The organism is Pelagicoccus sp. SDUM812005, from assembly GCF_031127875.1.
In the GTDB taxonomy this organism is placed as follows: Bacteria; Verrucomicrobiota; Verrucomicrobiia; order Opitutales; family Opitutaceae; genus Pelagicoccus.
In genome coordinates this window covers 161,899-186,691 of record NZ_JARXIA010000013.1, presented here as the reverse complement: position 1 = coordinate 186,691, position 24,793 = coordinate 161,899, and the positions used below count along the sequence as shown (strand labels likewise).

Genomic DNA, 24,793 nt, shown 5'->3' with positions numbered 1-24,793 from the left:
TGTTCAAAGACGCTGTTTTTGGTTTGATCACACAACTTCCTTAACAGGAAGCATTTGCCAATGCAGCGTCTTTTTTCGTGAATTATTCAGGCTAGTTTGCAGGCGTCTTGTCGCTTAGCGGCTTGTCGGCGACGTAGATCATGTAGGCTTCGCGGCGGGAGGATCCGAAGACTTTGGCCGGCATGGCCTGCACGTGGAAGCCGGCTTTCTTGAGCAGGCGTTCGATGGCTGCGTCGGGGGCGGCGAACCAGAGGGCGGCGCGGCCGCCGGGGCGCAGGGCTTGCCAGATCTTGCGTATCCCTTGCTTGCCGTAGAGATCGTGGTTTTCGGTCTTCACCATGGCGGTCGTGTTGTTGTCGATGTCGAGGGCGATGGCGTCGTAGGGCGCTGAGGTGGAGCGGGAAATGACGTCGGCGACGTCTTCGGTGATCACTTCCACGCGCTCGTCCTTGAGGGCGTCGCCGTTGAGGGTGGCCATGTAGGTCCGGTTCCATTCCACGATCTCGGGGAAGAGTTCGACGACGTGCACGCTCGCCTGGGGGCCGGTGGAGTCGAGCACGCTTTTGAGGGTGAAGCCTAGGCCGAGCCCGCCGATCAGGACCTTGGGTTGCTGGTCGGCGTTGCCGTGGCGTTCGCAGGCGATGCGGCCGAGCTGGATCTCGGAGGTGGCGACCTTGGAGTGCATGAGCTGCTGGCCGTTTACCCGGATGCAGAAGCTGCCGTCGTGCTCGACGAGCGTCATGCGAGCTCCGTTGGGAGTGGTGGTTTCGGCGAGCGTTATGTTTGGCTTCATCGGGCAGGGAGCAGAGAGAAGTCGGCTAAGGGATGCAAGCGCCGGGGAGGCGATGCGGCGCCTATTTAGAACGGGTAGCTTTGTTCGTAGGCCTCCAGTAGGACGTTGGTGCCGATCAGCAGGGTGGCAAAGGCTGAGGTCTTGTCTGCTTCGCTTAGTTTCAGCTTCTTGGGCAGGGTCTTGTTGGTGGCTTCGAGTCGGTTAAGGAGGCAAAGCAAGAGTGCCGGATCGTGGCACATCTTGGCGATCATCTCGTCTTCGGTACCGTCGGGGGAGCGCGACTGCTCGGCGGTAATTCTCAGGAACTCCTGGGTGCATGATTGAACGAGTCCCGGCGGGAGGGGCAAGGGCTTGCCTTTGGGGACGACGGCGAGCCAAGCGCAGATCAGCAAGGGGGTGACGATGTCGAATTGTTCTGCTCCGATAATGCCCTCGGTGGCGGCGTAGAGCTCCTCGATCAAGTCGCAGCCGCCGGCTTGCATATCGTCAAGTGCCTCGGCGGCGGTCTCGTATTCTTCCAAGCGGTCCTGGATTAGGTCGTCGAGGAACTCCATTTCCTGGTCCTCGTCTCCGAGGAAATTGTCCTCGAAATCGTCCTCGATGTCGAAGTCGCTGCTTGGGATCGGGCGTGGGGGCGGCGGGGGGAAGTCGATCTCGTGAAGGCCGAGGTCCTTGAAGAGCCAGTTGATGTCGACGTTTATGCCGCTGTGGAGGTTCTGGGTGTCGACGTTGGTCGTGGCTCCTTTGGCCCATTCGATCAGCTTTGGCCGGAGCTGGAGGTCTTGGGAGGCTTGGCGCGGGGTGGCGCCGCCGAGCTCCGGAACGGGTTGGTCGAGGATCCTTTCGTAGTAGGACCGGATGAGGCCTTCGGTGGTCAGGTCCAGGGCGTCATCTGCGACGGGGGCGTCGGTGCGGCTGGAGGTTTGCTCGAAGGCGCCCGGATCTTTCAGGAGGGAGGGCGGCACGAGCTTGGGGTCTGCGGCCCCGATCGCGTTCGCTCTTTGGGCGGCGTGGTTGCTTACGAGCTCCTTTTGGAAGGCGACGTCGGGGCCGAGGGCGGATTCGAAGCGGCTGCGTAGCTCGTCGAGGTTGGCTTTCGAGGTGGCATGGAGTTGGGCGTTTTGGTTTCGTAGCAGGAGGATGCCGAGGTAGGGCGTGGTTCCGGCCTGCTCGGCGTTGTACTTTCGCGCTTCCTCGGGAGTGAGGGGGAGAATGTAGGCTTCATGCCAGCCGGCTGCGGCTTCGTTGTCGGAGACTTCGTCGACTTGAAAGCCTGCTTTTTCGATCTTGGGTCGGAGTTTGGCAGGTGGCTTGGCGAGCTGGTAGTCGGCGGTGGCTTCGATGAGGTCGGAGTTCAGGAGGGCGAGCCGGTTCAACTCCCCGCGCGTTGCTTCCCCCGCTTCCGCGACTTTATCGAAGTTGGCCATGAGCCAGCTTTGTTCAAGAGAGCCTCCGAGGTGGCGGACGATTTCCGTCAAGGCGTCCCGGTGCGAATAGTCTTTCGTTTTCGGCAGCGTTGCGAGTGTGCCGCCTACCCGCCAATAGTTGGGGCTCGGGTAGGCGATGCAGGCGAAGCGTTGGAAGCGTGAGGCGGTGGCGGCGAGGGACCTGTCGACGATCGTGAAGCGCTCTCCCTGTGGTTGGAGCAAGTCGATGCCGGTGAGGGTCTCGGAGTCTTCCACGGTTTGCACCTCGAGCAGGATGAAGCGGGATTGGCGTTTGCAGTCGAAGAGAAATTGCTCGTCGCCCCGCAGTCCCGGGTAGCCGGCTTGTTTCCAGCGTTCTCCGAAGAGGAGCCCGTCCTCGCCCTTGCTGTTGAAGAAGAGGTTAACCAGAGTGGAGTACCATCGGTTGAGAGAGTGGGCGGAGCGATCCTTGGCCGCGGCCGCGATGGCGGCTTTGGTGAAGCGGTCCTCGTAGGCGCGCTCGATCGTGGCGGTGTCGGTCCGGTCCTCGATAAGGCTGAACTGCTCGTCGTTCCCGAGTGAGAAGGGGCTGTGGGGGCAGTCGGCAGGGCATTGGTAGGAGCGGTGGCGGTTTTCCCCGCACTCGATGGATTTGATAGGTCGGCCGACGGCGGGGCAGTCGCGCGTTTTGGATTTCTTGCTCATGAGAAGGGATGTTGGAGAGGTGGATCGTTTCTAGAAAGGGTGACGGGAGTAGCAAGTGGGGAGCTGGGCTGGTCGCCTGACTTTTTTGATCTTCACCATGGCGGTGGTGGAAGAGTCGATGTCGAGGGGGCTCTCAGGTATGGCGGGTTTTCTTCCGGACTTAACCATATCTTAAGGTTCGATCTGCTAGAGTCGTGGCATCCTCACAGGAATGCCATATGACGAAACGAAATAAGAAAGCCTTGCCACGCATTTTCAGCCGGAGCGCCCTTGTCCTTGTTTTAGGGGGGCTGAGCGCTTGCGCGACGACGACTTCGATCTTGCAGAGCCAAGCGGACTTCGATGCGGAACTGCCAAGCGCCTGGCAAAACGCGACTGAGACTGACGCGTCGCTCGACACGGAATCGCTCAGCCAGTGGTGGGAGCTTTTTGGCGACCCGCAGCTGGAATCCCTCGTGGAAGATGCCCTCGCCAACAATCCCGATATACGAAGCGCCTTGTCTGCGATTCGGATGGCTCGAGCTGAGCGCGGACTGGAGCAAGCGGACCTTTGGCCTTCGCTGACGGCGAGCGCCTCCGCTTCGAACGCCCATACAAAAGACCGGGTCAACGACAGCTCTACGGATGTCGAATCCTACACGGCAGGGCTAGACGCGAGCTGGGAAATCGATCTTTTCGGGAAGCAGCGTCAATACCTGAACGCAGCAGACGCGGAGCTCGCTGCCGCAGCAGACGATTACCGGCAGGTGCAAGTTTCGCTCGCTGCGGAAGTTGCCGCGACTTACCTGAGCCTTTGTTCCTACGAGGCGCAGCTCGAAGTTGTCCGCAGCAGTTTGGATACGCGGGAAGTTACTTTGCAGATCGCTCAATGGCAGGAGCAGGTGGGCGAAGGCGATGCCTTGAGCACGCAGCAATCGATCGCATCCGCTGAACAGGCGCGGTCGCAAATTCCCGATTTGGAACAGAGTATCGCGGAGACGCGCAATAGCTTGGCCTTGCTTACGGGACGCACGCCGCCGTCCTTGCTGGATCAGCTCGAACTGCCTGCGACCTTTCCCCAAGCCCCCGCCTCGATCGCCGTTGGAATCCCAGCGGAGACCTTGCGGCAACGTCCCGACGTTCGCTCGGCGGAGAATGCTATTTTGGCTGCCCAGTCTCGTTTGGATGCGACGGAACTTAGCCGTTTCCCGAGCCTAAAGCTGAGTGGGTCCATTGGCGTCGACGCGCTTTCTGCTGAGGACTTGATCGACCCCCAAAGGATCCTCTCCGGCCTCGTTGCTGGGTTGAGCGCTCCGATCTGGAACGCCGGAAGCATCAGCCGCACCATAGAGATCCAAAGAGAAGCGCTGACCCAGTCTTACCTGGATTACGAACGCTCCGTGCTCGCGGCATTGAGTGAAGTCGAAAACGCGTTAAGTTCGATCAAGAAGCGTAACCAACAACTCGATACGCTCGAACGCGCCAGCGAAGCGGCACAGGAATCGGTCGTTCTTGCTCAGATGCAGTACGAAGCGGGTGAGGTGGATGCGCTTACGGTGCTGGATGCCCAGAGGACCGAACTGAGTCTCCAACAATCGCGTATTGCTACGCAGGCCCAAGCCCTCGCCGCCCATGTTCAACTGTATAAATCGCTCGGAGGCGGTTGGTCCGTCCCCACCTCAATTTCCCAACTTTAATCTTTTCTCATGAAAGCCACACAAAACCATTCGAATACTGAGCTCGCTGAAGCAATCAACGCAGGCCGTCCCACCCGTAGTCCCAGGAAACGTATTATCGTGATTGCGAGCGTCCTATTGCTGGGAATCGCGCTTTGGGTCGCGTTGGGAAAACGAGCTCAAGCGAACCCAGGCGGGCCGAGCTTCGTGACCCAAGAAATCAAGCGCGGCGATATACGTCTCACTGTGACGGCGACTGGAAACCTGGAGCCGACGAACGAAGTTTCCGTAGGCAGCGAGCTGTCTGGTACGACCGTCGAAGTGTATGTAGATTCCAATGACAGCGTGGAGAAAGGGCAGGTATTGGCTCGACTCGATACGAGGACATTGGAAAACCAGCTCAAGGCGAGCCGGGCCGCTCTCGAGTCCGCCAAGGCTCGGCTTACGCAGTCGAAAGCGACCTTGAAGGAAGCGGAGGCCACTTTGGCTCGCCAGCAGGAATTGCAGCGAATCAGCGATGGGCGCATTCCTTCCAAAGCGGACCTTGCTGCCACCGAAGCGGCCGCGGAGCGTGCCCGGGCGGATGTCCTCAGCGCCCAAGCTGCCATTAGCGAAGCGGAAGCGGATGTCGAAACGAGGGAGAACGACTTGTCTAAAGCGTCTATCGTTTCGCCAATCGATGGGGTCGTGCTCAGCCGCAGCATCGAACCGGGGCAGACCGTGGCCTCTAGCTTCAGTACGCCGGAATTGTTCGTGATCGCCGAAGACCTATCTGAAATGAAGTTGGAGGTCGCGGTTGCGGAAGCGGACATCGGTCTTGTCGCTTCTGGGCAAAGCGCTCAGTTCGCGGTCGATGCCTGGTCGGATCGAAGCTTCGCGGCTAAGGTTCTGAAAGTCGCTTACGGCTCGGAAGTCACCGATAACGTGGTCACCTACTCGACTGAACTTTCCGTGGGCAACGAAGACTTAAGCCTGCGTCCGGGGATGACTGCGACTGCCGATATCGACGTCGCCTACCATGAGAACGTACTGCTGGTGCCAATCTCCGCCCTGCGTTTCAATCCTACGCCTCCTGACGCGGAGGGGATGGGACCGAGCTCTGCTGCAAGCGGAGAGAAGAAGTCTTTTCTCGACAGTCTGCTGCCCCGTCCCTCCCGTCCGGGATCTCGAATGGGGAATCGCGGAGAGGATCCGGTCGATCTGGATTCCGGCGCGTCCAAAATTTGGATACTTGAAGGCGGTCGACCGCGCCCTGTCGAGGTAAGCATCGGTTTGAGCGACGGTCGCTTTGTCGAAGCGATCTCCGAAGAACTGAGCGAAGGTACGCTTGTTATCACCGCTGAGAACCAGAACGTATAATGAAGAACCTAGAACCGGTATTGATCGAGCTGAAGGATTTGACCAAAACCTACGGGAATGGGGATGCGGCGTTTCAAGCGTTGAAGGGGATCGACCTTAAGATCGCGAAAGGCGAGTTCGTATCTATCATGGGTCCAAGCGGTTCCGGCAAGTCGACCTTGATGAACCTCCTGGGGTGTCTGGACCGACCTACTTCCGGCAGTTACCTCTACGACGGTATTGCTGTCGAGAATCTAGACTCGGTGCAGCTTTCCCTCTTACGGCGTTTCGCCCTGGGATTTATTTTCCAAGGATTCAACTTGCTGGCCCGTACGAGCGCTATCGAGAACGTCGAGCTGCCCCTGCTGTATCGGGGAATCAAGCGCGCGAAACGCAAGGAAATGGCGCGGGACGCTCTGGCTCAGGTCGGATTGCACGACAAGGAGCGCAATACGCCCGCTGAACTTTCGGGCGGCCAGCAGCAGCGCGTCGCTATTGCTCGGGCCATCGTTACGAACCCAAGCACGCTGTTCGCCGACGAACCGACGGGGAACCTGGACACCGAAACCACCGGCGAGATTATGGATCTGTTGACGCGGCTCAACGACGACCGAGGCATCACGATCCTCATGGTAACGCATGAGGACGACGTCGCCGCCTATGCCAAGCGGACCGTGCGGGTGATCGATGGTCTCGTCTATACCGATAGTATTCACTCAGAACTTACAGCCCTTTGATTCTATGATTATAATGTTAGGCAACGCCTTCTTCATCGCCTTGAGGGAGATCCGGCGAAATTTAACGCGAGCCTTCCTTACGGTACTCGGTGTCATTATCGGCGTTTCGGCGGTGGTGACGATGGTTACATTGGGAGACGGCACTACGCAGGCCGTTAAGAACCAAATTTCGGATCTGGGGAGCAACCTTATGATGGTACGTCCCGGTTCAGGTTTCGGGCCGCGGGCGCGTACGGCTGGAGTTCCGAACTTTACCGAGGCAGATGTGGATGCGATCCGTGACCAGGTCGCGGGAGTGGCGGCGATAGCCCCGGTGCGCAAGGCCTCGCTGAGCACGATCTATCTGCAAGCAGCCCGAAACACGCAAATCACGGGAAGCACCGAAGACTATTTCAGCATAAATAAGTGGACCTTGTCCGCGGGGCGTTTCTTCAGCGAAAGCGAAAGCCGTACCGGGCAAGCCGTCGCGGTGATTGGTGACACGGTAAAGACCGAACTTTTCGGAAGCGAGGATCCGCTGGGGCAGAAGATTCGAGTGGGCCAAGCATCCTTGCAAGTGATAGGAGTTCTCAAGGCCAAGGGGCAAGCGGGCATGGGGGATCAGGACGATACGATTGTGGTTCCTTTGACTACCATGCAACGCCGTCTCGGCGGCCGCACTTCGGGGCGAGATATTAGCGAGATAAGCATCTCGGCGGAGGAGGGCTACGACAGCGATACGCTGATCAGCGATATCTCTTCGTTGCTGCGTCAGCGTCGTAACCTGCAGAGCAACCAGGACGACGACTTCAACGTCTTCGATACGCGGCAAATCGCGGAAACGCTTAGCTCTTCCACCGAACTGATGACCATGCTGCTCTCCGCGGTGGCGGCTGTGTCCCTGCTGGTTGGCGGTATCGGGATCATGAATATCATGCTGGTATCGGTGACGGAGCGGACGCGAGAGATCGGGATCCGGCTCGCGATCGGAGCCACTGCGAAGGAGGTGCTGTGGCAGTTCCTCGTAGAGGCGCTCACGCTGTCATGCGTCGGCGGCATCGTGGGGATTGGGCTCGCGTTCGCCTTTTGCTCGCTGTTGGCGCCGCTCATTCAAATCCCTTTCGCTTTCAATGCGCAAATCAACCTGATCGCCTTCTTCTTCTCGGCCTTAGTGGGAATCGTGTTTGGCTTTGCTCCGGCCCGGCGCGCCTCTCGGCTTGATCCGATAGATGCCTTGCGTCACGAATGAACCGCGATGCGCGTACTCGTTATAGAAGATGACCCCGGCCTGCGCCGAAGCCTGAGCGCTACGCTGCAGGACGAAGGATTCGCGGTGGACAACGCTGCGGACGGGGTGGAGGGGCTGTACAAGGCTCAGGAAGGGGTGTACGACGCTTTGGTGCTGGATGTCATGATGCCCAAGCTCGATGGCTGGCAAGTGCTGGAAAGGCTGCGTCCCGGGCACGACGTACCGGTTCTCATGTTGACGGCTCGGGACACGGTTCCCGATCGCATCAAGGGTCTCGATTCCGGAGCGGACGACTATTTGACCAAACCCTTCGACAGCGACGAGCTGGTTGCTCGCTTGCGGGCCCTCATCCGGCGCGCGGCGGGGAAGACGCAGTCCAAGATCGATTTCGAGGGCTTGCAGCTCGATATGGCCCGTCGTCGCGTAACGCGAGATGGACAAGAGATCGAACTGACTGCCCGCGAGTATTCGCTTTTAGAATACCTGCTCGTTCACCGTGGCGAGGTCGTGAGTCGCAGCGACCTTTACGAACATCTCTTTGACGAAACGGACAACAGCCTGTCGAACCTTCTCGACGTGCATGTTTCGAACCTGCGCAAGAAACTAGGCTCCGGCCTCATCGCCACCCGTCGGGGGCATGGCTACTGTATCGAATGAAAATCCCTTTCCAATCTATCCGTTGGCGGATTCAGGCCTGGCATGGGCTCATCCTATTGATGGCCATCGCGGCCTTTTGCGGAACGGCCTACCAACTCGCATGGTTGAACCAACGAGGGCGTATCGACCGCGAACTTCAAAAGCAGGAGCGAGCGCTCATCAGGGAGATTACGGATCGAAGCGGGGGGCTTCCGTCGGAAGCCGGCACGGTGCAGAACAAGCGAATTCCTTATCCCCAGGAACTTTACCAAAAGTTGCTCAGCGGTGGTATTGAAGGAAAGGATACGGGAGGAGAGGAGTCTGGCGAAGAGTCCACCGATACTCTTTATTACGCGTTTGCCGATGCGGACGGTCGCGTCTTGTTGAAGTCGGCGAACGCTCCTGAGCGTATCGAATTTCCCTCCTTTTCGGAGGGAGGAGGAATGCTCGAGGAGATGCGCATGAACGGGACGAACCGTGAGAGCGTGCATAGTTTCGACTTCGGACTGCGCAGCGTGGTCGGGTTGGATATCTCGGCGGATCTGGCCGAGAAGCGTCGCTTCGCTTGGTCTTTGGCGGGCAGCGGGGTGGCCCTGTGGCTTGGCGGTCTGCTCGGGGGGTGGTGGCTCGCGGGCAAGGCGATCCGGCCGATCCAATCGATTAGCCGGACGGCGTCGAGAATAGCGGAGGGCAACCTGAACGAGCGCATCAGCCTTTCGGGCAAGGACAGCGAACTCGATCAGCTCAGCCGCGTTTTGAACCATACTTTCGATCGACTCAACGCGACGCTCGAGCAGCAGCGACAGTTCACCGCGGACGCGTCACACGAGTTGCGAACTCCTCTGACGATCTTGCTTTCCGAAAGCCACCGCATGCGGAAACGCGAAATCCCGCGCAGCTCCGAGGATTATCAGGAGTCCTTTGAGCTTTGTCACGAAGCAGCCGAACGCATGCGCAACTTGGTGGAAAGCTTGTTGTTGCTTGCTCGGCAGGATAGCAATCCCCCCGGGACGGAAGGTATCGATTGCGACTTGGCGACGGTCCTTGCCGAGTCGATTTCGCTTATCAAGCCGCTGGCGGAGTCTAAGGGGATTCGCTTGAAATCCGAGTTGCCGTCGATGCTGATCAGGGCGAATCCCGAGCTGCTTTCGGTTGTATTCAATAATCTGATAGGAAATGCCGTGCAGCACCATGGGGGAAAGGGAAGGGTGCAGGTGAAGGTCGAAGCGAACGAGAGGGCGGCGGTGGTTCGAGTCATCGACGATGGTCCCGGGATTTCCCCGGAAGACCTCCCCCGCATCTTCGATCGCTTCTACCGGGTGGATCGATCTCGCAGCGATTCGCAAGCCGGCCATTCCGGTCTCGGCCTCGCCTTGGCGAAGGCGATCGTGGAAAACGTGGGCGGCCGCATCGAGGTCGCTAGCGTCGTCGGAAAGGGAAGCGAATTCAGGGTAGTTTTACCAGACGGTTAAACGAGGGGCGAGAGGATCGGGAAGGGGCAGCTTCCTTGCTCGGTGGCGAGCGTTTGCCGAGAGGGTCGTTGGCTAGGCGGCTTGTGGTAGGTGAGGCGAGGGAGGATGGTTCCGACCGGTGACATATCGAAATGAAAAACCTTTCTAGCAATGCTTGGCAGTTGCTCGGGTCTGGCGTTCGTTGGAGGAGTTCCGGAATACTGATCCCGATGGACGCGATTTCCGGCGATTAGATTATGCGACACCGGACGCTTTCGGAAAAACCACTTTTGCTGCTGCTGGCGGCTGTTCAGTTCACCCACGTTATGGACTTTATGATCCTGATGCCGTTGGGGCCTCAGCTCGTGCGCGACTTGGGGATCGGACCGGGGAGGTTCAGCGCGATCGTGGCGGCCTACGCGGTTAGCTCGGGGGTGGTGGGGCTTTTGACCGCGCCGTTTATCGATCGCTTCGATCGGCGCACGGCCCTGCTCTTCGTGTACGCGGGCTTTACGGCTGGAACCTTGGCCTGCGGCTTGGCCCAGGATGCGACGGCCTTGATGGTGGGGCGCATGATCAGCGGCGGTTTTGGCGGAGTGGCAACGGCTCTGGTGCTGTCGATCGTGGGGGACGTGGTGCCGCCGCAGCGTCGGGCAGCGGCGGTGGGGATCGTGATGACTGCCTTTTCGATCGCCTCGGCCCTGGGCGTGCCGACGGGGCTTTACCTGGCGAGCGCCTTCGAGTGGGAAGCGCCGTTTCTCTTGCTGGCGGGCTTGGCAACGGTGATGTGGGCAGTGGCCTTCTTCGGCCTGCCCTCGGTGGGCGGGCATCTGGAGGCGGACCCGAAGAAGCGGGCGGCGTCGTTCGTGGCCTTGCTCAAGGATGCCAATGCGGGCAAGGCCCTGTTGTTCTACGCCGCTCTCGTGTTCGGCCACTTTGCGATCATCCCGTTGATGGCTCAGTATTTCGTGGCCAACATGGGCTTGCCGGAAGACCGCGTCTTCCTGGTTTATTTGATCGGGGGCGTGCTGACGGTATTCACGGCGCCGCGCATCGGAAAGCTCGCCGACCGCTTCGGGCGGGTGCGCGTGCTGACGGTTCTGGTTGGGGTGGCCAGCGTGGTGACGCTGGCGATCGCGAATGGCGGTCCGATGCCGATGTGGCTGGTGCTCGTGATCGCGGCGACCTTCTTTGTCTTTGCCAGCGGGCGTTTCGTGCCGGGGCAGGCGATCATGACCCTAGCGGTCCCGCCGACCCGGCGCGGGGCCTTCATGAGCCTAAGCGGCTGCGCCCGCGACGTCGCCTCGGGGGCGGCTTCGACTACCGGCGGCTTGATCGTGACGGCAGACGCGTCGGGACGCCTGGTCGGCTACCACTGGCTCGGCTGGCTGGCGGTAGGGGTGAGCCTGCTGGCCCTGGCGCTCTCGCGCTGCGTGCGAGAGAGCGATCAGGGGGCAGCAGCGAAAGGTAATTGAGGGGCGAGACGCCGATGGTTGTTAGGTGTGTGGTTAGATAATGGATACGTAGAAGCGGTACTTGTTCTCGTTGGTCTAGCGCCGATCCTAGCGAGCGTTTTCAGAATGGCAAAATGCGGTTGTTGAGTCGCGGCAGGCTGACAACGCGATGAACGGCTAGATGGCAATGGTTCCGATAATCGAATATTGTAGACACCTTAATTGCGGGAGACCTTTCGCCGATATTGAGTTTGAGCATGCGGATTGTCCCGCTTTCGCCAAATCTGGCGACCGGTGTTAGACAGGGCCACCCAGCTCCCTTCTTACTTGGAGCTGATCGCTTTGAAAAGCTCCTCCACTCTTTGGGGTACGGTTCTCTTGCGACTGAACCAGCCCATCGTTAGAAAGGCGCCAGTTGACGCGATCAAGGGTAGGCTCACGGATAGCGCCTTTCCGAGCTCTACGGAATCGCCTAGCAGGTAGGGGACTTTGAAGAGGAGAAAGGTCGTCAGGCCAGCCACTATGGATACGATCGCGGCGCGGGCGTCGCAATGCTTGAACCAAGGGAGCAGGCCGAGCACGATGGGTACGCCCAGCGGACCGACCAGCGCTCCGTACCAGAAGATGATGAGATTCACGATACCGCCGAATCTCTCGTAGTTTAATGCTACGATAATGGTGAGCGCCGTGAAGGCAATTGTGGTCACCCGCGCAACGGTGAGGGAGTTTTCGGAAGCGAGCGCTTTCATTTTCGGGGAGAAATCCGGTAGGATATCGCGCGCGATCACAGCGGAGATGGTATTCGCATCCGAGGACGTCATGGACATTGTATTGGCGAAAAGGGAGGCCAGAACAAGTCCGACCAGGCCGGAGGGGAGCAGTTGGATGGCGAGGAAGCCGTATGACTCCTCTGGATTGGCAAGCTCGGGGAGTAGCAAGGGGGCGGCCCACATGGGGAAGAAGAGAATAAGGGGCCATATGAAGTAGAGGATGCCTGACAGTTTGGCAGCCTTGCGGGCGTCCTTCTCGGTATTGGAAGAAATATAGCGCGTCGCGAGATTCCAAGTGCCACCGTTGTAGCTGAGCATGCTCACGAATAGAAACGCGATCGCGAACCATACCGTAAAGTCGTCGTTGAAAAACTGACCGTTTCGTTCTGGCAGGAGATCCCACATGCCGAAGATTGAAGAGATGCCTCCTAGTTCAGCCATAACCACGACGAACATGACGAGTCCGGCTATGACTTGAACGATGAACTGGGCCAAGTCAGTGATCAGTACGGCCCAGAGCCCTCCCATTGCGATGTAGATGAGCGATACACCTCCGGAAAGTAGGATTCCTGCGTCCATTGGAACGCCCGTAAACGCTTTTAGCAGGACGGCGATTGCGGCCCATTTTGCTCCGACATCGAAGAGCTTTAGGCAGACTCCAGCCCAAGCGATCAACTGTCGCGTGAAGGTGTTGTATCGAGCGGAGAGGTACTCCAAGGGCGATTGTATATTTAGCTTCTTGCGAAGTCGAACCCAGCGTGCGGGAAAAACTCGGGCAGTAAGAAGTACGCCGAAACCGATAGAAAGGGCCCACCAGCTATAGAGAGAAAGGCCATGGGTATAAGCGAGTCCGGCGTAGGCTACGAAAACGACGCCGCTGTATCCAGACACATGATGCGAGATTCCACTCAGCCACCACGGAATCTTTCCTCCCGCGACGAAGTAGTCCTCCGAATCTCTGTTTTTGAAGTGGGACCAGATTCCGATGGCTACCATCATTGCGAAGAAGGCTCCTATGACGATCCAGTCCAGTCGGGAGAAGTGAGCGCTTAGAGTAGGTGAACTCATGATTTAAAGTGTGTTGTTGGTGGTCGAGTGCCGATTTCCAGGTTGCTGAGGAAGTCTTGGAAGCATGCGGTCGATTGATCGTATCGCAGCGAGAAAGCTTAATCCCGTATGGTAACTGGGGTCTAGGTCGGGAGTGGCGGGCGCGTAATCAATCGGTCCCGTTGCTGTCCGCGTCTGGTAGGCGAGTGGGGGATCCTCCCGCCAGTAGTGCCTAAAAAAGGCTTGGTCAGCCTTTTGCCATATCTCCAATATGCCAGGGCTGCGGGTTCGTTCGTAAGTGAGTGCGGCGGCTCTGATCGCTTCCGTCAATGACCACCATGGCATGTATCTGCTCGGTAGCTGTTGATTGGAATGCGAAACCGTTAAATAGATTCCCGTTCCCGAAAAGCCAGAATGGAAGGTTTTTGATAAAGCATTCTCAAGCAGCTTAGCGGTTTTTGATCCAATTGCATCGCTGAAATATTCGTAGGCGAAGCCGACGAATTCAATGGCGTGGCCTGGATTGAAAATGTCTTGCTCGGCTACGTCCCGAATCGTACCTGAATCGCTGGTGTGCCTTTGGATTATATGTTCGATAAAACGTTCTCCGAATTGCGCTTCGTCGTGCATGCCTAATCGCTTCAGCAGCGCCGCGGTTCCGAGCATTATCATTCGTGGGGCGTAATCGTCCTTTTGCGTTTCTATAACAGAAGGGGCGAGGCGTTGTTGTTCGTTCAGGATGAAGCGGTTTTGTTCTATGGACTCAACCAGCTTTCGTAGCGCTGTGCGGTATTTGATTGTAGCCTTTGAATCATAGAGCTGCGAGGCACTGAGAAGACCTTTTAGTATGAAGATATCGGAGTAGGTGTAGAGACCGCTGTCTAGGGCCTGCGATTGAGCTCTATCGTCTGCGTTGCGATAAACCGGAACAAGATTTCGATCGTAGCTAAAGTAACCGTGTCCGTACCGGTCGTAGAGAGGTGCCAGTGAATGATACAGCTCTTTCGCTCGCCTCGAAAGTCGCGCGGAAAAGCTTGGCTCTTCCCGTTCGAAAAAGGATGCATGAGCGAGCAGAGCCTCCAGTCCTCTGCCTTGAATCCAGCCGTAGAGCACCTCTGGCCCCCGCCAATAGTCCTTTCTGCCGTAGTTCTCTAGAGTGATGCTGTTCAGTTTGCTATCGAGAAATCCTCCGTGTAGAGAAGGCCGGGCTAGAAGCCATTCAAGGGAGCGTTTGTTCGCCCGAAGGTAGCGCTCCCTAGCCTGGGATAGGAATCCGCGCTCGTTCACTTTGAAACTCCGATCTGCTTAGATAGTGAGTGGGCGAGTGAAACGAGCCGTTCGGCCGAACCGGGCGCGAAGGTAGCGGGCATGCCGTAGTAGCGGTGGGCCTCGTTCACTTCGTATCCACCGTACTGATACTCAGGTCTTGGCGGGATGTATCCAGGGCATCCGTTGCAAAAGCAGAGGACGAAGGCGGAGTGGGTGCCTAGGCCGCTGCGGATATCCAACGCAGTCTCAGCGAAGATCTCGCCAGGGAGGGCGACTATGGGAATGCCTCCCCAATTGAGGACCGTAACCTGGGCTTTCCAAGGGGACAGTGGAAGCTGGGCAGCGATTTCGGTCCATTTGACCCAACTCTGCAGCAAGGCTCTTCGAGATGGAAATGCAGCCGATTCAGCTGCCCATTTCTCCGCCAGCTGTTGGAGCGGAGCTAGCTCCCTTCGTTCCAGCTCAAGATCGACGCTTCCAGCTGCGCAGCTCACGTTTGCGTTTGGCGTTCGCTCAAGCTTCGCAGCTAGGGCGCTGGCGGCCACGAGGGCGCCGACGCGCTCGGCTTCTTCGAAGGTGCGCCTTGCGGAGGGACCAACCTCGAACGAGTCGCTTGCTCGATGGCCTGTATTCGTATCGCCGGCGCAGCCTGGTAGAAACAATCCAATCGCTCCCGGGTAGGCTGCTTCCAGTTTCTGTCGCACGAACCCTGGGTAATCGGCTGTCCAAAGCGTATTGTCAGCACCTAAGGCCACAGGGTGGCATGCGTAGGATGCGATGAAGGCGAGCCAGTTCCCGTTTTCAGCCTTTATTCCCAGCACGGGTAGGTTGGGGTCGACCCGCCCCTTGGCATGCCTGCGGTTTTGCGCGACCTCAGGATCTGTCCCCAGACCGCTGTATAGCTGGGCAGGTCGGCGGCTTTCAATCGCCGTTTCGATCGCTTCGACGCAAGCGTCCTCCAGCCTCGAGAGATAGCGAACGTCGCATTTGTCGCCAAGGCGACCTGGCATCGTGACGGGCCCGCCATGCGTGTGTAGCGAAGAGACGACGACCTTATCGTCCTGCAGGGAGCAGCGTTCTCTTATTCTACGGCAACTGACCTCGTGGAGTCCAATGACATCCGCGCAGACGATTGCAGTGTCACCTACAGCGACCGCTCGTACTGTCAAAGGATCGTGCATGCCGGTCGCTGCTGCGGTGCGGGCGGCAAAGCCGGACATCGCAAATCCTTCGGAAGGCGTCACGTCAACCAGAGCGACTCCCGCTAGGATTGTTGGACGGCAGGGCTCTGGCACGAGGATCTTCAGGTGGGATGTTCGCTCAAGGATGCCCTAGAGTCCGCGAACGCGGTTTCGGAACTTGTCAATGAAGCGGGCGTTTGCTGCGTCGCCTCCCGGGGCGTTTGCGCTTCGCCATACGGGTGGCGTTATGCCGCGGTCCACGAGTTTGGCGATCGTACGCAAGGCGAGACAGTTCATGGCAAATCCGTTTGCGAAGGTGGAGATAGCTCCCACGGGCTCGTCGAACCCCGGGATCTGCACGACGGCGTCTCCAATGGGTACTTTGCAGTCGACCGCGATATCGACTAGCTCGAAAATATTGTGGCCGCTCGGATGACGAGCAGGATGATCCGGAGCGGTGCCCTCTGCGTGCGCTCTCGAGCTTACTCCGATTAGGAAGACGCCGCGCCGTTTGGCTTCCAAGGCCGCGTCGATCAGGGCGGAATTGATTCCGTATGCGTTCACGAGGATGAGCAAGTCTCCTTCTTTCAGGCCCTGATCCTCGATCACGATCTTGCCGTAGCCGGGCGTGCGTTCGATCGCCATGGAGCGAAGCGCTCCGTTCGAGATCAAGGTTCCTTCATCGAGGATTGCCGATACGTGCATCAGACCGCCTGCCCGGAAGAACACTTCCTGGGCGGATAGGTTAGAGTGGCCTCCGGGGCCGTAGATGTAGACGAGACGATCCTTCTCGATTTGATCGGCCATGCGTGCTGCTGCCGCGTCGAGAGAGGCAGCCTCGGTGGCCTGGATGTCCTGCGTTATTTTCTGGATGCGCTCGGCGAAGGAAGAGCAAAGCGCAGCGGCGTCGATTTTAGACATAGGGAAGCGGAGCTTGTGTTGGTGTTTAGGAAAGGAGATGCTCAGATCGCGGCGGTTGCATGTTCAGGGAGCAGCGCGACGCCACGGTGTCCTTCGTGTAGGAGGGAGCTTGAGAGCGCCGTTAGAGCGTGAACGGATTGAGAAGGATCGGTTAGGAGCGGAACGGCGCTCGATTCTAGCGTGCTGGTCGCTCACTACGGCTCATACTCCACCGCTGTGACCTGCGTTCGAGAAGTATCTGCTTTTACGGAAAACCACGGTCTGTCTCCAGAGCGGATCATTGGGCTGGCGGGCGATAGAAGGATGAGCCCTTCTCGGGGTAGATACGGCAATTTGATTGGTCTAGATCTCTCAAGTCACTTCGCGAGGGCCTGCTGCTGACTGTACGGTGATTTAGAAATCGGGCGGCAAAGAGTCGATGGTCGTTAGGGGTGTCGTTGTATAATGGATACGTTGAAGCGACGGTCGTGCTGGCGGTTGACGGCTTCGACGAAAGTGAGCTGGTCGGTCTAGAAGCCTTTGGTCGGCTTTGAAATCGGGGCAGTGCCTTCACTGATGACCAACGACCTAGGCCTGCTGGGGCCGGTTGTATGGAGCGGTGTTTTCAGCTAGGGAACGCTTTGGTACACGTTCCTTAGTGTTGGGGTCGATGTAGGGTAGACCTTTGGCTTTGCGCGCTGAGATGAGTGTTGCTCCCAGCTGATTGAGGTCGTCGATCGCATCGAGCTTTTCGGAAAGAGGCTTTCATCAGATTCGCGTATTCGAACCGCGAAGCAGTTTGTCGGCAATGGTGAACTGGTAGAAGGCGGATGTGAGGACTGTGGCGGACGGGCGTAAAGCCCGGCCCTACATTCTAGAAGCCGAGGATCTGGATCTTGGCTTTGGCGGCCTTTTCCAGGATCTTTGGTCGTGTCGCTTTGCTCGGTACCTTTTCGACCATGATGACGTCGCCGGCTTTGAGGACGGCGGTGCCGATGTTGTGCTCGGCCATGATCTCTAAGGTGCGTAGTCCGAAAACGGGTACGTCGAAGCGGTAGTCTAAATCGTAATCTCAACCGGAGTCGGAACACCTATCTGGTTAGTGATCGGGATGTATAAGTCTATTTCCTCATTCGGAGTTGAGATCGAAACGAGGAATGAGTATCGGCAACGACTCTCTCCCTTTTGGAGCCACTGTCTTTGTGCCCACCATCCTTTTATTGGATACACAGCGAGAATGTTAGAATTAGCCAAGTCCTGTGGTGTACCCTTCCAGATGTCGGAATGGATCGATCCCTTGTGTCGATATGTGCTCCCAAGAGTCCAGTAATCTCCAGCTCCGCCCCGATCTACTTCAATGTCCGAGTCGGATTCTGTCGCTTCACTGATGCGTCGTTTGAAATTAGTTTCTGATTCTCCGGGTTTCTTTATTCCGAATCTCAATCCATGAGACGGGTATTTGTATCTGTCTCTCCACCCCACTTCTCCAGGACCAGGCTCGATGAAGTATGACAAGGTGACTCTCATGGAAACCTCAGTTTCTGGTGGTAGATTTAGGAGCGTTTCCTTCGGCCACGGCAACGAATATAGATGCCAGTCTTTGGTTTTGTATCCAGTGCTGCCAGGTTGGTAGGGTTGCAACGTAGCTTCAGATATTAGTGTGAGTGAATTTGAAGCGCTGTGAAGGGCCTTATTGAGATTGGGAATGCCCCAGCCGCAGATTCTTGCGAGATAAGCTATGTCGCCTTTCGATGGGGCCTCGGGATTGCGAAGGAATTGTTGCTTTAGTGCAGACGTCCATTCCGCAGAGTGGACAATAATTGCTCTGATGGTTTCAGGCCATAGCTCTGGGTATCGCGATTGTATTTGTGCGGCGAACCATGTTGCTTTTGCACAGGCCGCACTCGTCATGGAGAATCCTTCAAAGAGCCGTTCGCTAATTCTGTGATGAGTGGACAATAGGCAGAGCTCATCGCAATAATCTACGACTTCGCCATTCCCCACTGCTAGGTTGCCCCCCTCAAAAACAATATCGGGTTTTATAGGCCAAATCTTCTCCCATTCCGTCGAGCACGACGAGTGAGGCGATAGGCCACCTTGTGGAGCGAGAGGCGTGTGGTTACGATAGTCTTCGTGCTTGATCACGACCAAGTCTGTGTAAGCTCCAACGGTTAATGCGTTCCAAGCTTGGGCAGGGTCTTGTATCGACTCCAAAACCTGCTCGGTTGGATATTTATCAGGCGTGTACCCCAAGGGGGTGTTTCCCGCGCTGATGACAAAGAGCTTTTCCAATCCGTCGTCCGCTCCAAACGCTGATTGATCGATGAAGCCTGACCAGGAACTCGGTCTTCCCCGATCCCTATCATCAGTTGCCGTAACTGCTAGGCAGAAGATTCGTTTGCGGTCTTCCGCCTGAATTGTCGCCAGACTGATAGCTTGGCTAGTCACATGACCATAAAGTCGTTTTGGGTTCGAACCTCGCGGAGGCAGTATCTTTACGGACTCAAGAAGATGCGAAATCTGAATTTCACTTCCTGCCTCCAAGGCTGCCTTGAGATCGCCAAATCCAGCAAGACCTGCCATAAGAGTTCCGTGCCCATCGTGATCATGTGAGCCCCAATCTGAATCGTATGCCTGGCAATCTTCGTTTGACAGGAGTGGCTCAATTAGTGGGTGCCCGTTGTTTACTCCCGTATCCAAAATACAAATAGAAATTTTGGAGGCCTCATCGACCTTCATTCTATCGCGTAAATTCTGAGCCCATTCGACTTGTTCAGAGGGCTCAAGTTGTAACCAAAACGCTGCAGTCTCTTTGGCGAGCCGGTACTCTGCTACAAAAGCAGAGCTTTGATAGAGTACCTCTAATTGGTTGCGAGAAGCTTTGCCGACGAAGACACGTCTTTCAGGAAAAGTTACTTGGCCTTGGAGTAGCTCGATGCCGAGCTCGCGGCAGATAGCCTCGAAATTTTCCTGTGCTTCGTCCGAATCTAGATTAATCCAAATTTCAACGAACTCTGGCTCATCGCTAGGCATCGGAGCAGAGTCCGTCCAAAATGAGTCGAGCAATGCGGCCTTTATGTCTCCTATGCTATTGACCAGTGGGCCGTTTTTAGGGGCTCCGCTAGACGTATTGCTCACAAGGTATGCGTCCAACTTGTTTGAAAGCACGCGTCGTTTATCATTTGATACATAAACGGTTGCATAAGTTCTTTCAACTGTGTCGTCGCTTTCTTGCTTCTTTCGGACATTTACGACGCGAATCTTTTTCGACGCCATGTCTTCAAGGCTCTGATACACAAGTTCCGTGCCGGGCTCACTAACGAATTCCAAGTAGACGCCATCTCTCGTTACTTGGCCAACTGCTGTTTGCTTTCCAGCATTGGCCCAAGCCTCGTCAAACTTTCTGCGAATTTTCTGTCCGTGTTGTACGCGTCTCTCCTGAGTGGGAGCCGGAATGATTACGCGCTTTGTGTAGGTGAGTGAAGTTCGGAAATTCTCGTTGAGTTGGATGTGTGGGTAACGTTCTCCGGCCATTCGGGATTTATTTCAGGTAGGCGTGTTGCCTTTCATGTAAGAAGTTAAGGAGGGATTCACTTTCGACGGTTTCGTTTCCGGCTAAAATGGCGTTCTTGATGGCGTCGCGAGCAGCGCTCGCGATCTCTGCCTGACTTAGTCCTTCTGCTGCTATGGCGGCTTTTGCGAAGGGGAACCGCGGAGCCTTGAAGTTCGCGAGCAAGTTCTTTAGCAGTTTCTGGCGCTCAGCCTTGTCGGGTAGACCGTATCGAAGAATGTCGTCGAATCTCCGGAAGAGAGCACGGTCTAGCAGGTTCTGATTGTTGGTGGCCGCAACGATTATGTTATCTGAGTGGTCTGCATCGATGAATTGGAGAAAGGCGTTCAGTACCCGCCGCATTTCGCCTACGTCATTGTCTCGTCCGCGGTCGCCGCCGATGGCGTCAAATTCGTCAAAAAGGAAGACTCCCTTTGAGCTTTCAATGACGTCGAAGATTTGACGGAGCTTTGCGGAAGTTTCGCCCATGAATTTCGTCACGAGCCGATCCACTTGGATTGTACGCAGCGGCAGGTTGAGTTCTGAAGCAAGGATTCTAGCAGTCAGGGTCTTTCCTGTACCAGGAGGGCCGGAGAGCAAGACCTTGCGGCGATGATCTAGGCCGTGATTCTTAAGAGCTTCTCGCTGGCGGTATTCACTGAGAATGCGCTCAATGCGCTCGCGTTGGTCTTCTTCAAGAACGAGTGACGCAAGACGCTCCTTGGGCTCTTCCGAAAGGATTAGCCCCTCTAGCTCGTTTGGAAAACGAACTAGAGCTTGCTTGCGGGTCTGCCGCGATTTGTCGACGAGACTTTTGATTTCGTGCGCTAGTGAAGAGTGTCCTTGCCTCGCTTCGTGAGCGGCGAGCTGGAGTGCGACTGTGTAGAATCGTTCCCCATCTTCCTCGAGATGGGAACTGATCAATGATTTGATCTGCTCAGCGGTCGCCATAAGTGAGAAGTGTGGTGGTTTGTAGAAGAACTGCAATCCTCCAGTATCGTCCTACTCGACTAGGGCGTAAAGTCCGCTCCCTACATTTTAAAAGCCGATGATCTGGATCTTGGCTTTGGCGGCCTTTTCCAGGATCTTTTCCTTTTCGACCATGATGACGTCGCCGGCTTTGAGGACGGCGGTGCCGATGTGGTGCTCCGCCATGATCTCTAAGGTGCGTAGTCCGAAAACGGGGACGTCGAAGCGGTAGTCCTGCTGGCGCTTGACGGTTTTGACGAAGATGAGCTGGTCGGTCTTGAAGCTTCCAGCTCGCTTTAGCATGGGGTCGGTGCCTTCGAAGGCTTCGACCGCTAGGACCGTTCCTTTGCGCACGACGACGCCTTGGCCGACATCGAGGCGGGCCATCTCTTGGGCGATCTCGATGCCGTGCTGAATGTAGGTGTCCTCAATTTTCTCGTACGCCTTGGTCATGTGGCCGAGGTCGGCCATCTGGTCGTCTAGGAAGCTGCGGGCGTCGAGGGCGGTTTGGCCGTTGGCGGCGAGCTCGTTGGCGATGGCGCCGAAGATGGTGTGGGCGTTCTTGCGCTTGAGCTTCATGAGAAGCGCGGCGGCCTTGAGGTCGGGCTTGAGGTCGCGAAAGAGCTTGCCGGGCTTAACTTGGCCGGCGGCGATGGTGTAGCGGCAGTCGAACTTGCGCAGGGCTTTGAGCCAGGCTCCGACTTTGCCGACATTGATGACGGCTCGCTTATCCTCGGGGAAGAGGTCGATTGTTTCGGGGGCGGCTTCGCCGTCGAAGGCGATGAGCCGCATGTCGATGCCAGCGGCGAGGGCTTTCTCCGCGATCAGACGGGGATAGACGCCCCGCCCGGCGATAAGGCCGACGGGGGCGGTGCGGTCGAAGTCTGTTGGGAGGTATTTGGACATGGTGTTTCGCCCACGAAGAGCACTAAGGTGCACGAATAGAATAGGTTGTGTTTATCGCGACCAAGGTCGCTCCTACTTTTTTTCTTCGTGAATCTTCGTGTACTTTGTGGGCAGATTTCTAGTTGGCGACGATGTTTAGGATGCGGCCGGGGACGTAGATGACTTTGCGGATGGTCTTGCCTTCTAGGTGGGCTGCTACCTTGGGATCTTGTTTGGCGATCTCTAGGACTTCGTCTTGTGTTGCCGTTTTGGATACGGTGGCTTGTCCACGGGTTTTGCCCATGACTTGGAAGGCTATGTTGACCTCGTCGCTGACGAGCTTCTTTTCGTCAAACTCGGGCCAGGGACCGAAGCCGACGGAGTTTTTCTCGCCGAGGCGGGACCAAAGCTCCTCGCCGATGTGCGGAGCCATAGGCGCGATCATTTGCACGAAGGCCTTGGCGGTGGCGAGGGAGACGGTCTCTTGGCTTTGCAGGTGGTTGATGAGGATCATCAACTGGGAGATGGCGGTGTTGAAGCTGAGGGCGTCGAGGTCCTCGGAAACCTTCTTGATGGTTTCGTGGAGGAGTTTTTCGGTTTCCTTGCTGTCCTGGTGGCCGTCCTTGATTTTCGGATTCAGCTCGCCGTCCTTGCCGACGATCTCGCGCCAGACTTTGTTGAGGAAGCGGCTGATGCCGCCGATGCCCTTGGAGTTCCAGGGCTTCCGGGCTTCCAGCGGGCCGAGGAACATGAGGTACATGCGCATGGTGTCGGCGCCGTATTCGTTTACTACGGACACGGGATCGACGCCGTTGCCGGCTGACTTGGAAATCTTCTTGCCGTCTTCGCCGAGCAGCATGCCTTGGTGGAAGAGCTTGCGGAACGGCTCCTTGTTTTTCACGACGCCAGCATCGTAGAGCACTTTGTGCCAGAAGCGGGCGTAGAGGAGGTGGAGTACGGCGTGCTCGGCGCCGCCGACGTACATGTCGGGAGTTTCCCAATACTCGAGGGCTTCGGGCGAGGCGAGGGCTTCCTCGTTGTGGGGATCCATGTAGCGCAGGTAGTACCAGCAGGAGCCGGCCCATTGCGGCATGGTGTTGGTCTCGCGGGAAGCGCGGACCCATTCTTCGCCTTCGGGCTTTTCGCCGGAAGCGGGCACGAAGGCGCCGGTGGCGTAGTTGTACCAGATCTCCATCCAGTCGTCGGCTTTCTTGAGCGGGCTTTCGCCGGTGCCGGCGGGCTCGTAGGATTCGACGTAGGGGAGCTCGAGCGGAAGAGCGGATGGCGGTACTGGCAAAGCGAATACAGTGCCGGTCTCGTCGGTGTAGGTGACGGGTTGGTCGGGGAGCCAATCGGCGAGCACGCCGCTAGCGACTGCTTTGACGTAGTCTTCTTCGGATACCCATGCGATGGGGAAGGGCTCGCCCCAGTAGCGTTGGCGGGAGAAGAGCCAGTCGCGCAGCTTGTACTGGGTGGACTCTTCGCCGGTCTTTTCGGCTTTGAGCTTGGCGGTGATCTTTTCCTTGGCTTCTTGCCAGGGGAGGCCGTCGAATTTGCCGGAGTTGACGAGGACGCCGTCGCCGGTGTAAGGGAGGACGTCTTCGTCGCTGCCTTTGATGACTTGGGTGATGGGCAAGTTGAATTGCTGGGCGAACTCGAAGTCGCGGGTGTCGTGGGCGGGCACGGCCATGATGGCGCCGGTGCCGTAGGAGATGAGCACGTAGTCGGCGACCCAGACGGGGATCTTGTCTCCAGTTATTGGATGCACGGCGTAGGAGCCGGTGAAGACGCCGGACTTTTCCTTGGCGAGGTCGGTGCGTTCGAGGTCGGACTTGGCGGCGGCTGCGGTGACGTAGGCGGCGACTTCGTCCTTTTTCTCGGCGACGGTGAGCTTGTCGAGCAGCGGGTGCTCGGGAGAGACCACCATGTAAGTGACGCCCATGAGGGTGTCGGGGCGGGTGGTGTAGATTTCGAGGGACTCGTCGAGGCCTTCGAGAGCGAAGCGGGCGGTGGCGCCGGTGGACTTGCCGATCCACTCCTGCTGCATCTTTTTGGTGGATGCGGGCCAGTCGACGAGGTCGAGGTCTTCGATGAGGCGGTCGGCGTACTCGGTGATCTTGAGCACGACTTGCCGGAGGTTGCGGCGCACGACGGGGTGGTTGCCGCGCTCGGATTTGCCGTCGATGACTTCTTCGTTGGCGAGTACAGTTTTAAGTTCGTCGCACCACCAGACGGGGCGCATGTCGACGTAGGCGAGGCCGCGCTTGAAGAGTTGGAGGAAGATCCACTGGGTCCAGCGGTAGTACTTGGGATCGGTGGTGTCGACTTCGCGGTCGTAGTCGAAGGAGAAGCCGATGGTCTTGAGCTGCTTGCGGAAGTGGCCGATGCGCTCGACGGAAGTGGTGCGCGGGTGCTTGCCGGTCTTGATGGCGTACTGCTCGGTGGCGAGGCCGAAGGCGTCCCAGCCGATGGGGTGGAGCACGTTCTTGCCCTGGGCGCGCTTGTAGCGGGCGAGGATGTCGGAGCCGGTGTAGCCGAGCGGGTGGCCGATGTGGAGGCCGGCGCCGGACGGGTAGGGGAACATGTCCAGGACGAAGTACTTCTCCTTGTCGGACTCGTTGGAGGCCGCGAAGGTTTTGTTCTCTTCCCAGTATTGCTGCCAGGTCGATTCGATTTCGCTGAAGTTATAGTCGGCTGATTTTGTGGACATGGTTGAAAGTTGTTTTTGGGCCCGCTGGGTTCGCAGCTGGGCTCGGTTGGTTTTGAAATGGTTTGGACGAAGGTCTTGGGAAGCTTTTCGGCTGTGCTTGCCGTCGGAA

17 protein-coding genes and 1 pseudogene are annotated in these 24,793 nt (G+C 57.5%); 7 read left to right on the top strand and 11 right to left on the bottom strand.

What is annotated here, in order from left to right; genetic code table 11:
* Positions 1-91: 91 nt before the first annotated feature.
* Positions 92-793, bottom strand: coding sequence for a spermine synthase (locus QEH57_RS15810; RefSeq protein ID WP_309007731.1), 702 nt, complete (start codon positions 791-793; stop codon positions 92-94).
* A gap of 65 nt (positions 794-858) precedes the next feature.
* Positions 859-2,904 carry a hypothetical protein gene (locus QEH57_RS15805; RefSeq protein WP_309007730.1) on the bottom strand — a complete coding sequence of 682 codons (2,046 nt, stop codon included), beginning with the start codon at positions 2,902-2,904 and terminating at the stop codon, positions 859-861.
* A gap of 218 nt (positions 2,905-3,122) precedes the next feature.
* On the opposite strand from QEH57_RS15805, the gene QEH57_RS15800 reads away from it, so the two are divergent.
* The 7 genes from QEH57_RS15800 (at position 3,123) to QEH57_RS15770 (ending at position 11,424) form a co-directional block, all read left to right on the top strand.
* Positions 3,123-4,580, top strand: coding sequence for an efflux transporter outer membrane subunit (locus QEH57_RS15800; protein WP_309007729.1), 1,458 nt, complete (start codon positions 3,123-3,125; stop codon positions 4,578-4,580).
* 9 nt (positions 4,581-4,589) lie between these two features.
* Positions 4,590-5,918 (top strand): efflux RND transporter periplasmic adaptor subunit, encoded by a 1,329-nt coding sequence (locus QEH57_RS15795; protein WP_309007728.1) that lies wholly within the window; start codon positions 4,590-4,592, stop codon positions 5,916-5,918.
* Positions 5,918-6,634: an ABC transporter ATP-binding protein gene (locus QEH57_RS15790; RefSeq protein WP_309007727.1), complete on the top strand. Its 717-nt coding sequence runs from the start codon at positions 5,918-5,920 to the stop codon at positions 6,632-6,634. The genes QEH57_RS15795 and QEH57_RS15790 overlap by 1 nt, the downstream gene beginning before the upstream one ends.
* Before the next feature lie 4 nt (positions 6,635-6,638).
* Complete coding sequence (locus QEH57_RS15785; protein WP_309007726.1) at positions 6,639-7,862, top strand: ABC transporter permease; 1,224 nt, start codon at positions 6,639-6,641, stop codon at positions 7,860-7,862.
* Positions 7,863-7,868: 6 nt separating this feature from the next.
* A complete protein-coding gene (locus QEH57_RS15780; protein ID WP_309007725.1) occupies positions 7,869-8,519 on the top strand; it encodes a response regulator transcription factor in 651 nt (216 codons plus the stop codon).
* Entirely contained in the window at positions 8,516-9,970 is a 1,455-nt protein-coding gene (locus tag QEH57_RS15775; RefSeq protein ID WP_309007724.1) for an ATP-binding protein, read from the top strand. Before QEH57_RS15780 ends, QEH57_RS15775 begins: the two co-directional genes overlap by 4 nt.
* Positions 9,971-10,206: 236 nt before the next feature.
* Positions 10,207-11,424: an MFS transporter gene (locus QEH57_RS15770; RefSeq protein WP_309007723.1), complete on the top strand. Its 1,218-nt coding sequence runs from the start codon at positions 10,207-10,209 to the stop codon at positions 11,422-11,424.
* 302 nt (positions 11,425-11,726) lie between these two features.
* Here the strand turns inward: QEH57_RS15770 and QEH57_RS15765 are convergent, their stop codons facing one another.
* The 9 genes and pseudogenes from QEH57_RS15765 to leuS form a co-directional block, all read right to left on the bottom strand.
* Positions 11,727-13,241: a sodium:solute symporter family protein gene (locus tag QEH57_RS15765; RefSeq protein WP_309007722.1), complete on the bottom strand. Its 1,515-nt coding sequence runs from the start codon at positions 13,239-13,241 to the stop codon at positions 11,727-11,729.
* A 3-nt stretch (positions 13,242-13,244) separates the two neighbouring features.
* Entirely contained in the window at positions 13,245-14,507 is a 1,263-nt protein-coding gene (locus tag QEH57_RS15760) for an AGE family epimerase/isomerase (RefSeq protein WP_309007721.1), read from the bottom strand.
* On the bottom strand, positions 14,504-15,784 hold the full coding sequence (locus QEH57_RS15755; RefSeq protein ID WP_309007720.1) for a neutral/alkaline non-lysosomal ceramidase N-terminal domain-containing protein: 1,281 nt from the start codon (positions 15,782-15,784) through the stop codon (positions 14,504-14,506). Before QEH57_RS15755 ends, QEH57_RS15760 begins: the two co-directional genes overlap by 4 nt.
* Positions 15,785-15,820: 36 nt before the next feature.
* The gene (locus QEH57_RS15750; RefSeq protein WP_309007719.1) at positions 15,821-16,591 is read right to left on the bottom strand and encodes a sugar isomerase domain-containing protein; all 771 of its coding nucleotides are present in this window, start codon (positions 16,589-16,591) and stop codon (positions 15,821-15,823) included.
* 853 nt (positions 16,592-17,444) lie between these two features.
* Positions 17,445-17,618 (bottom strand): annotated as a pseudogene (locus QEH57_RS15745) (hypothetical protein); the annotation flags it as partial.
* 11 nt (positions 17,619-17,629) lie between these two features.
* On the bottom strand, positions 17,630-20,104 hold the full coding sequence (locus QEH57_RS15740) for a S8 family peptidase (protein WP_309007718.1): 2,475 nt from the start codon (positions 20,102-20,104) through the stop codon (positions 17,630-17,632).
* A 7-nt stretch (positions 20,105-20,111) separates the two neighbouring features.
* Positions 20,112-21,071 carry an AAA family ATPase gene (locus QEH57_RS15735; RefSeq protein WP_309007717.1) on the bottom strand — a complete coding sequence of 320 codons (960 nt, stop codon included), beginning with the start codon at positions 21,069-21,071 and terminating at the stop codon, positions 20,112-20,114.
* Positions 21,072-21,158: 87 nt separating this feature from the next.
* Positions 21,159-21,995, bottom strand: coding sequence for a UDP-2,3-diacylglucosamine diphosphatase LpxI (lpxI, locus tag QEH57_RS15730; protein WP_309007716.1), 837 nt, complete (start codon positions 21,993-21,995; stop codon positions 21,159-21,161).
* Positions 21,996-22,113: 118 nt separating this feature from the next.
* Positions 22,114-24,684 (bottom strand): leucine--tRNA ligase, encoded by a 2,571-nt coding sequence (leuS, locus tag QEH57_RS15725; RefSeq protein ID WP_309007715.1) that lies wholly within the window; start codon positions 24,682-24,684, stop codon positions 22,114-22,116.
* Positions 24,685-24,793: the final 109 nt, after the last annotated feature.

Excerpts from the sequence above, each read along its gene's own strand:
- QEH57_RS15810 (WP_309007731.1), bottom strand. The coding sequence starts at position 793 with ATGAAGCCAAACATAACGCTCGCCGAAACCACCACTCCCAACGGAGCT.
- QEH57_RS15805 (WP_309007730.1), bottom strand. The coding sequence starts at position 2,904 with ATGAGCAAGAAATCCAAAACGCGCGACTGCCCCGCCGTCGGCCGACCT.
- QEH57_RS15800 (WP_309007729.1), top strand. The coding sequence starts at position 3,123 with ATGACGAAACGAAATAAGAAAGCCTTGCCACGCATTTTCAGCCGGAGC.
- QEH57_RS15795 (WP_309007728.1), top strand. The coding sequence starts at position 4,590 with ATGAAAGCCACACAAAACCATTCGAATACTGAGCTCGCTGAAGCAATC.
- QEH57_RS15790 (WP_309007727.1), top strand. The coding sequence starts at position 5,918 with ATGAAGAACCTAGAACCGGTATTGATCGAGCTGAAGGATTTGACCAAA.
- QEH57_RS15785 (WP_309007726.1), top strand. The coding sequence starts at position 6,639 with ATGATTATAATGTTAGGCAACGCCTTCTTCATCGCCTTGAGGGAGATC.
- QEH57_RS15780 (WP_309007725.1), top strand. The coding sequence starts at position 7,869 with ATGCGCGTACTCGTTATAGAAGATGACCCCGGCCTGCGCCGAAGCCTG.
- QEH57_RS15775 (WP_309007724.1), top strand. The coding sequence starts at position 8,516 with ATGAAAATCCCTTTCCAATCTATCCGTTGGCGGATTCAGGCCTGGCAT.
- QEH57_RS15770 (WP_309007723.1), top strand. The coding sequence starts at position 10,207 with ATGCGACACCGGACGCTTTCGGAAAAACCACTTTTGCTGCTGCTGGCG.
- QEH57_RS15765 (WP_309007722.1), bottom strand. The coding sequence starts at position 13,241 with ATGAGTTCACCTACTCTAAGCGCTCACTTCTCCCGACTGGACTGGATC.
- QEH57_RS15750 (WP_309007719.1), bottom strand. The coding sequence starts at position 16,591 with ATGTCTAAAATCGACGCCGCTGCGCTTTGCTCTTCCTTCGCCGAGCGC.
- QEH57_RS15740 (WP_309007718.1), bottom strand. The coding sequence starts at position 20,104 with ATGGCCGGAGAACGTTACCCACACATCCAACTCAACGAGAATTTCCGA.
- QEH57_RS15735 (WP_309007717.1), bottom strand. The coding sequence starts at position 21,071 with ATGGCGACCGCTGAGCAGATCAAATCATTGATCAGTTCCCATCTCGAG.
- lpxI (WP_309007716.1), bottom strand. The coding sequence starts at position 21,995 with ATGTCCAAATACCTCCCAACAGACTTCGACCGCACCGCCCCCGTCGGC.
- leuS (WP_309007715.1), bottom strand. The coding sequence starts at position 24,684 with ATGTCCACAAAATCAGCCGACTATAACTTCAGCGAAATCGAATCGACC.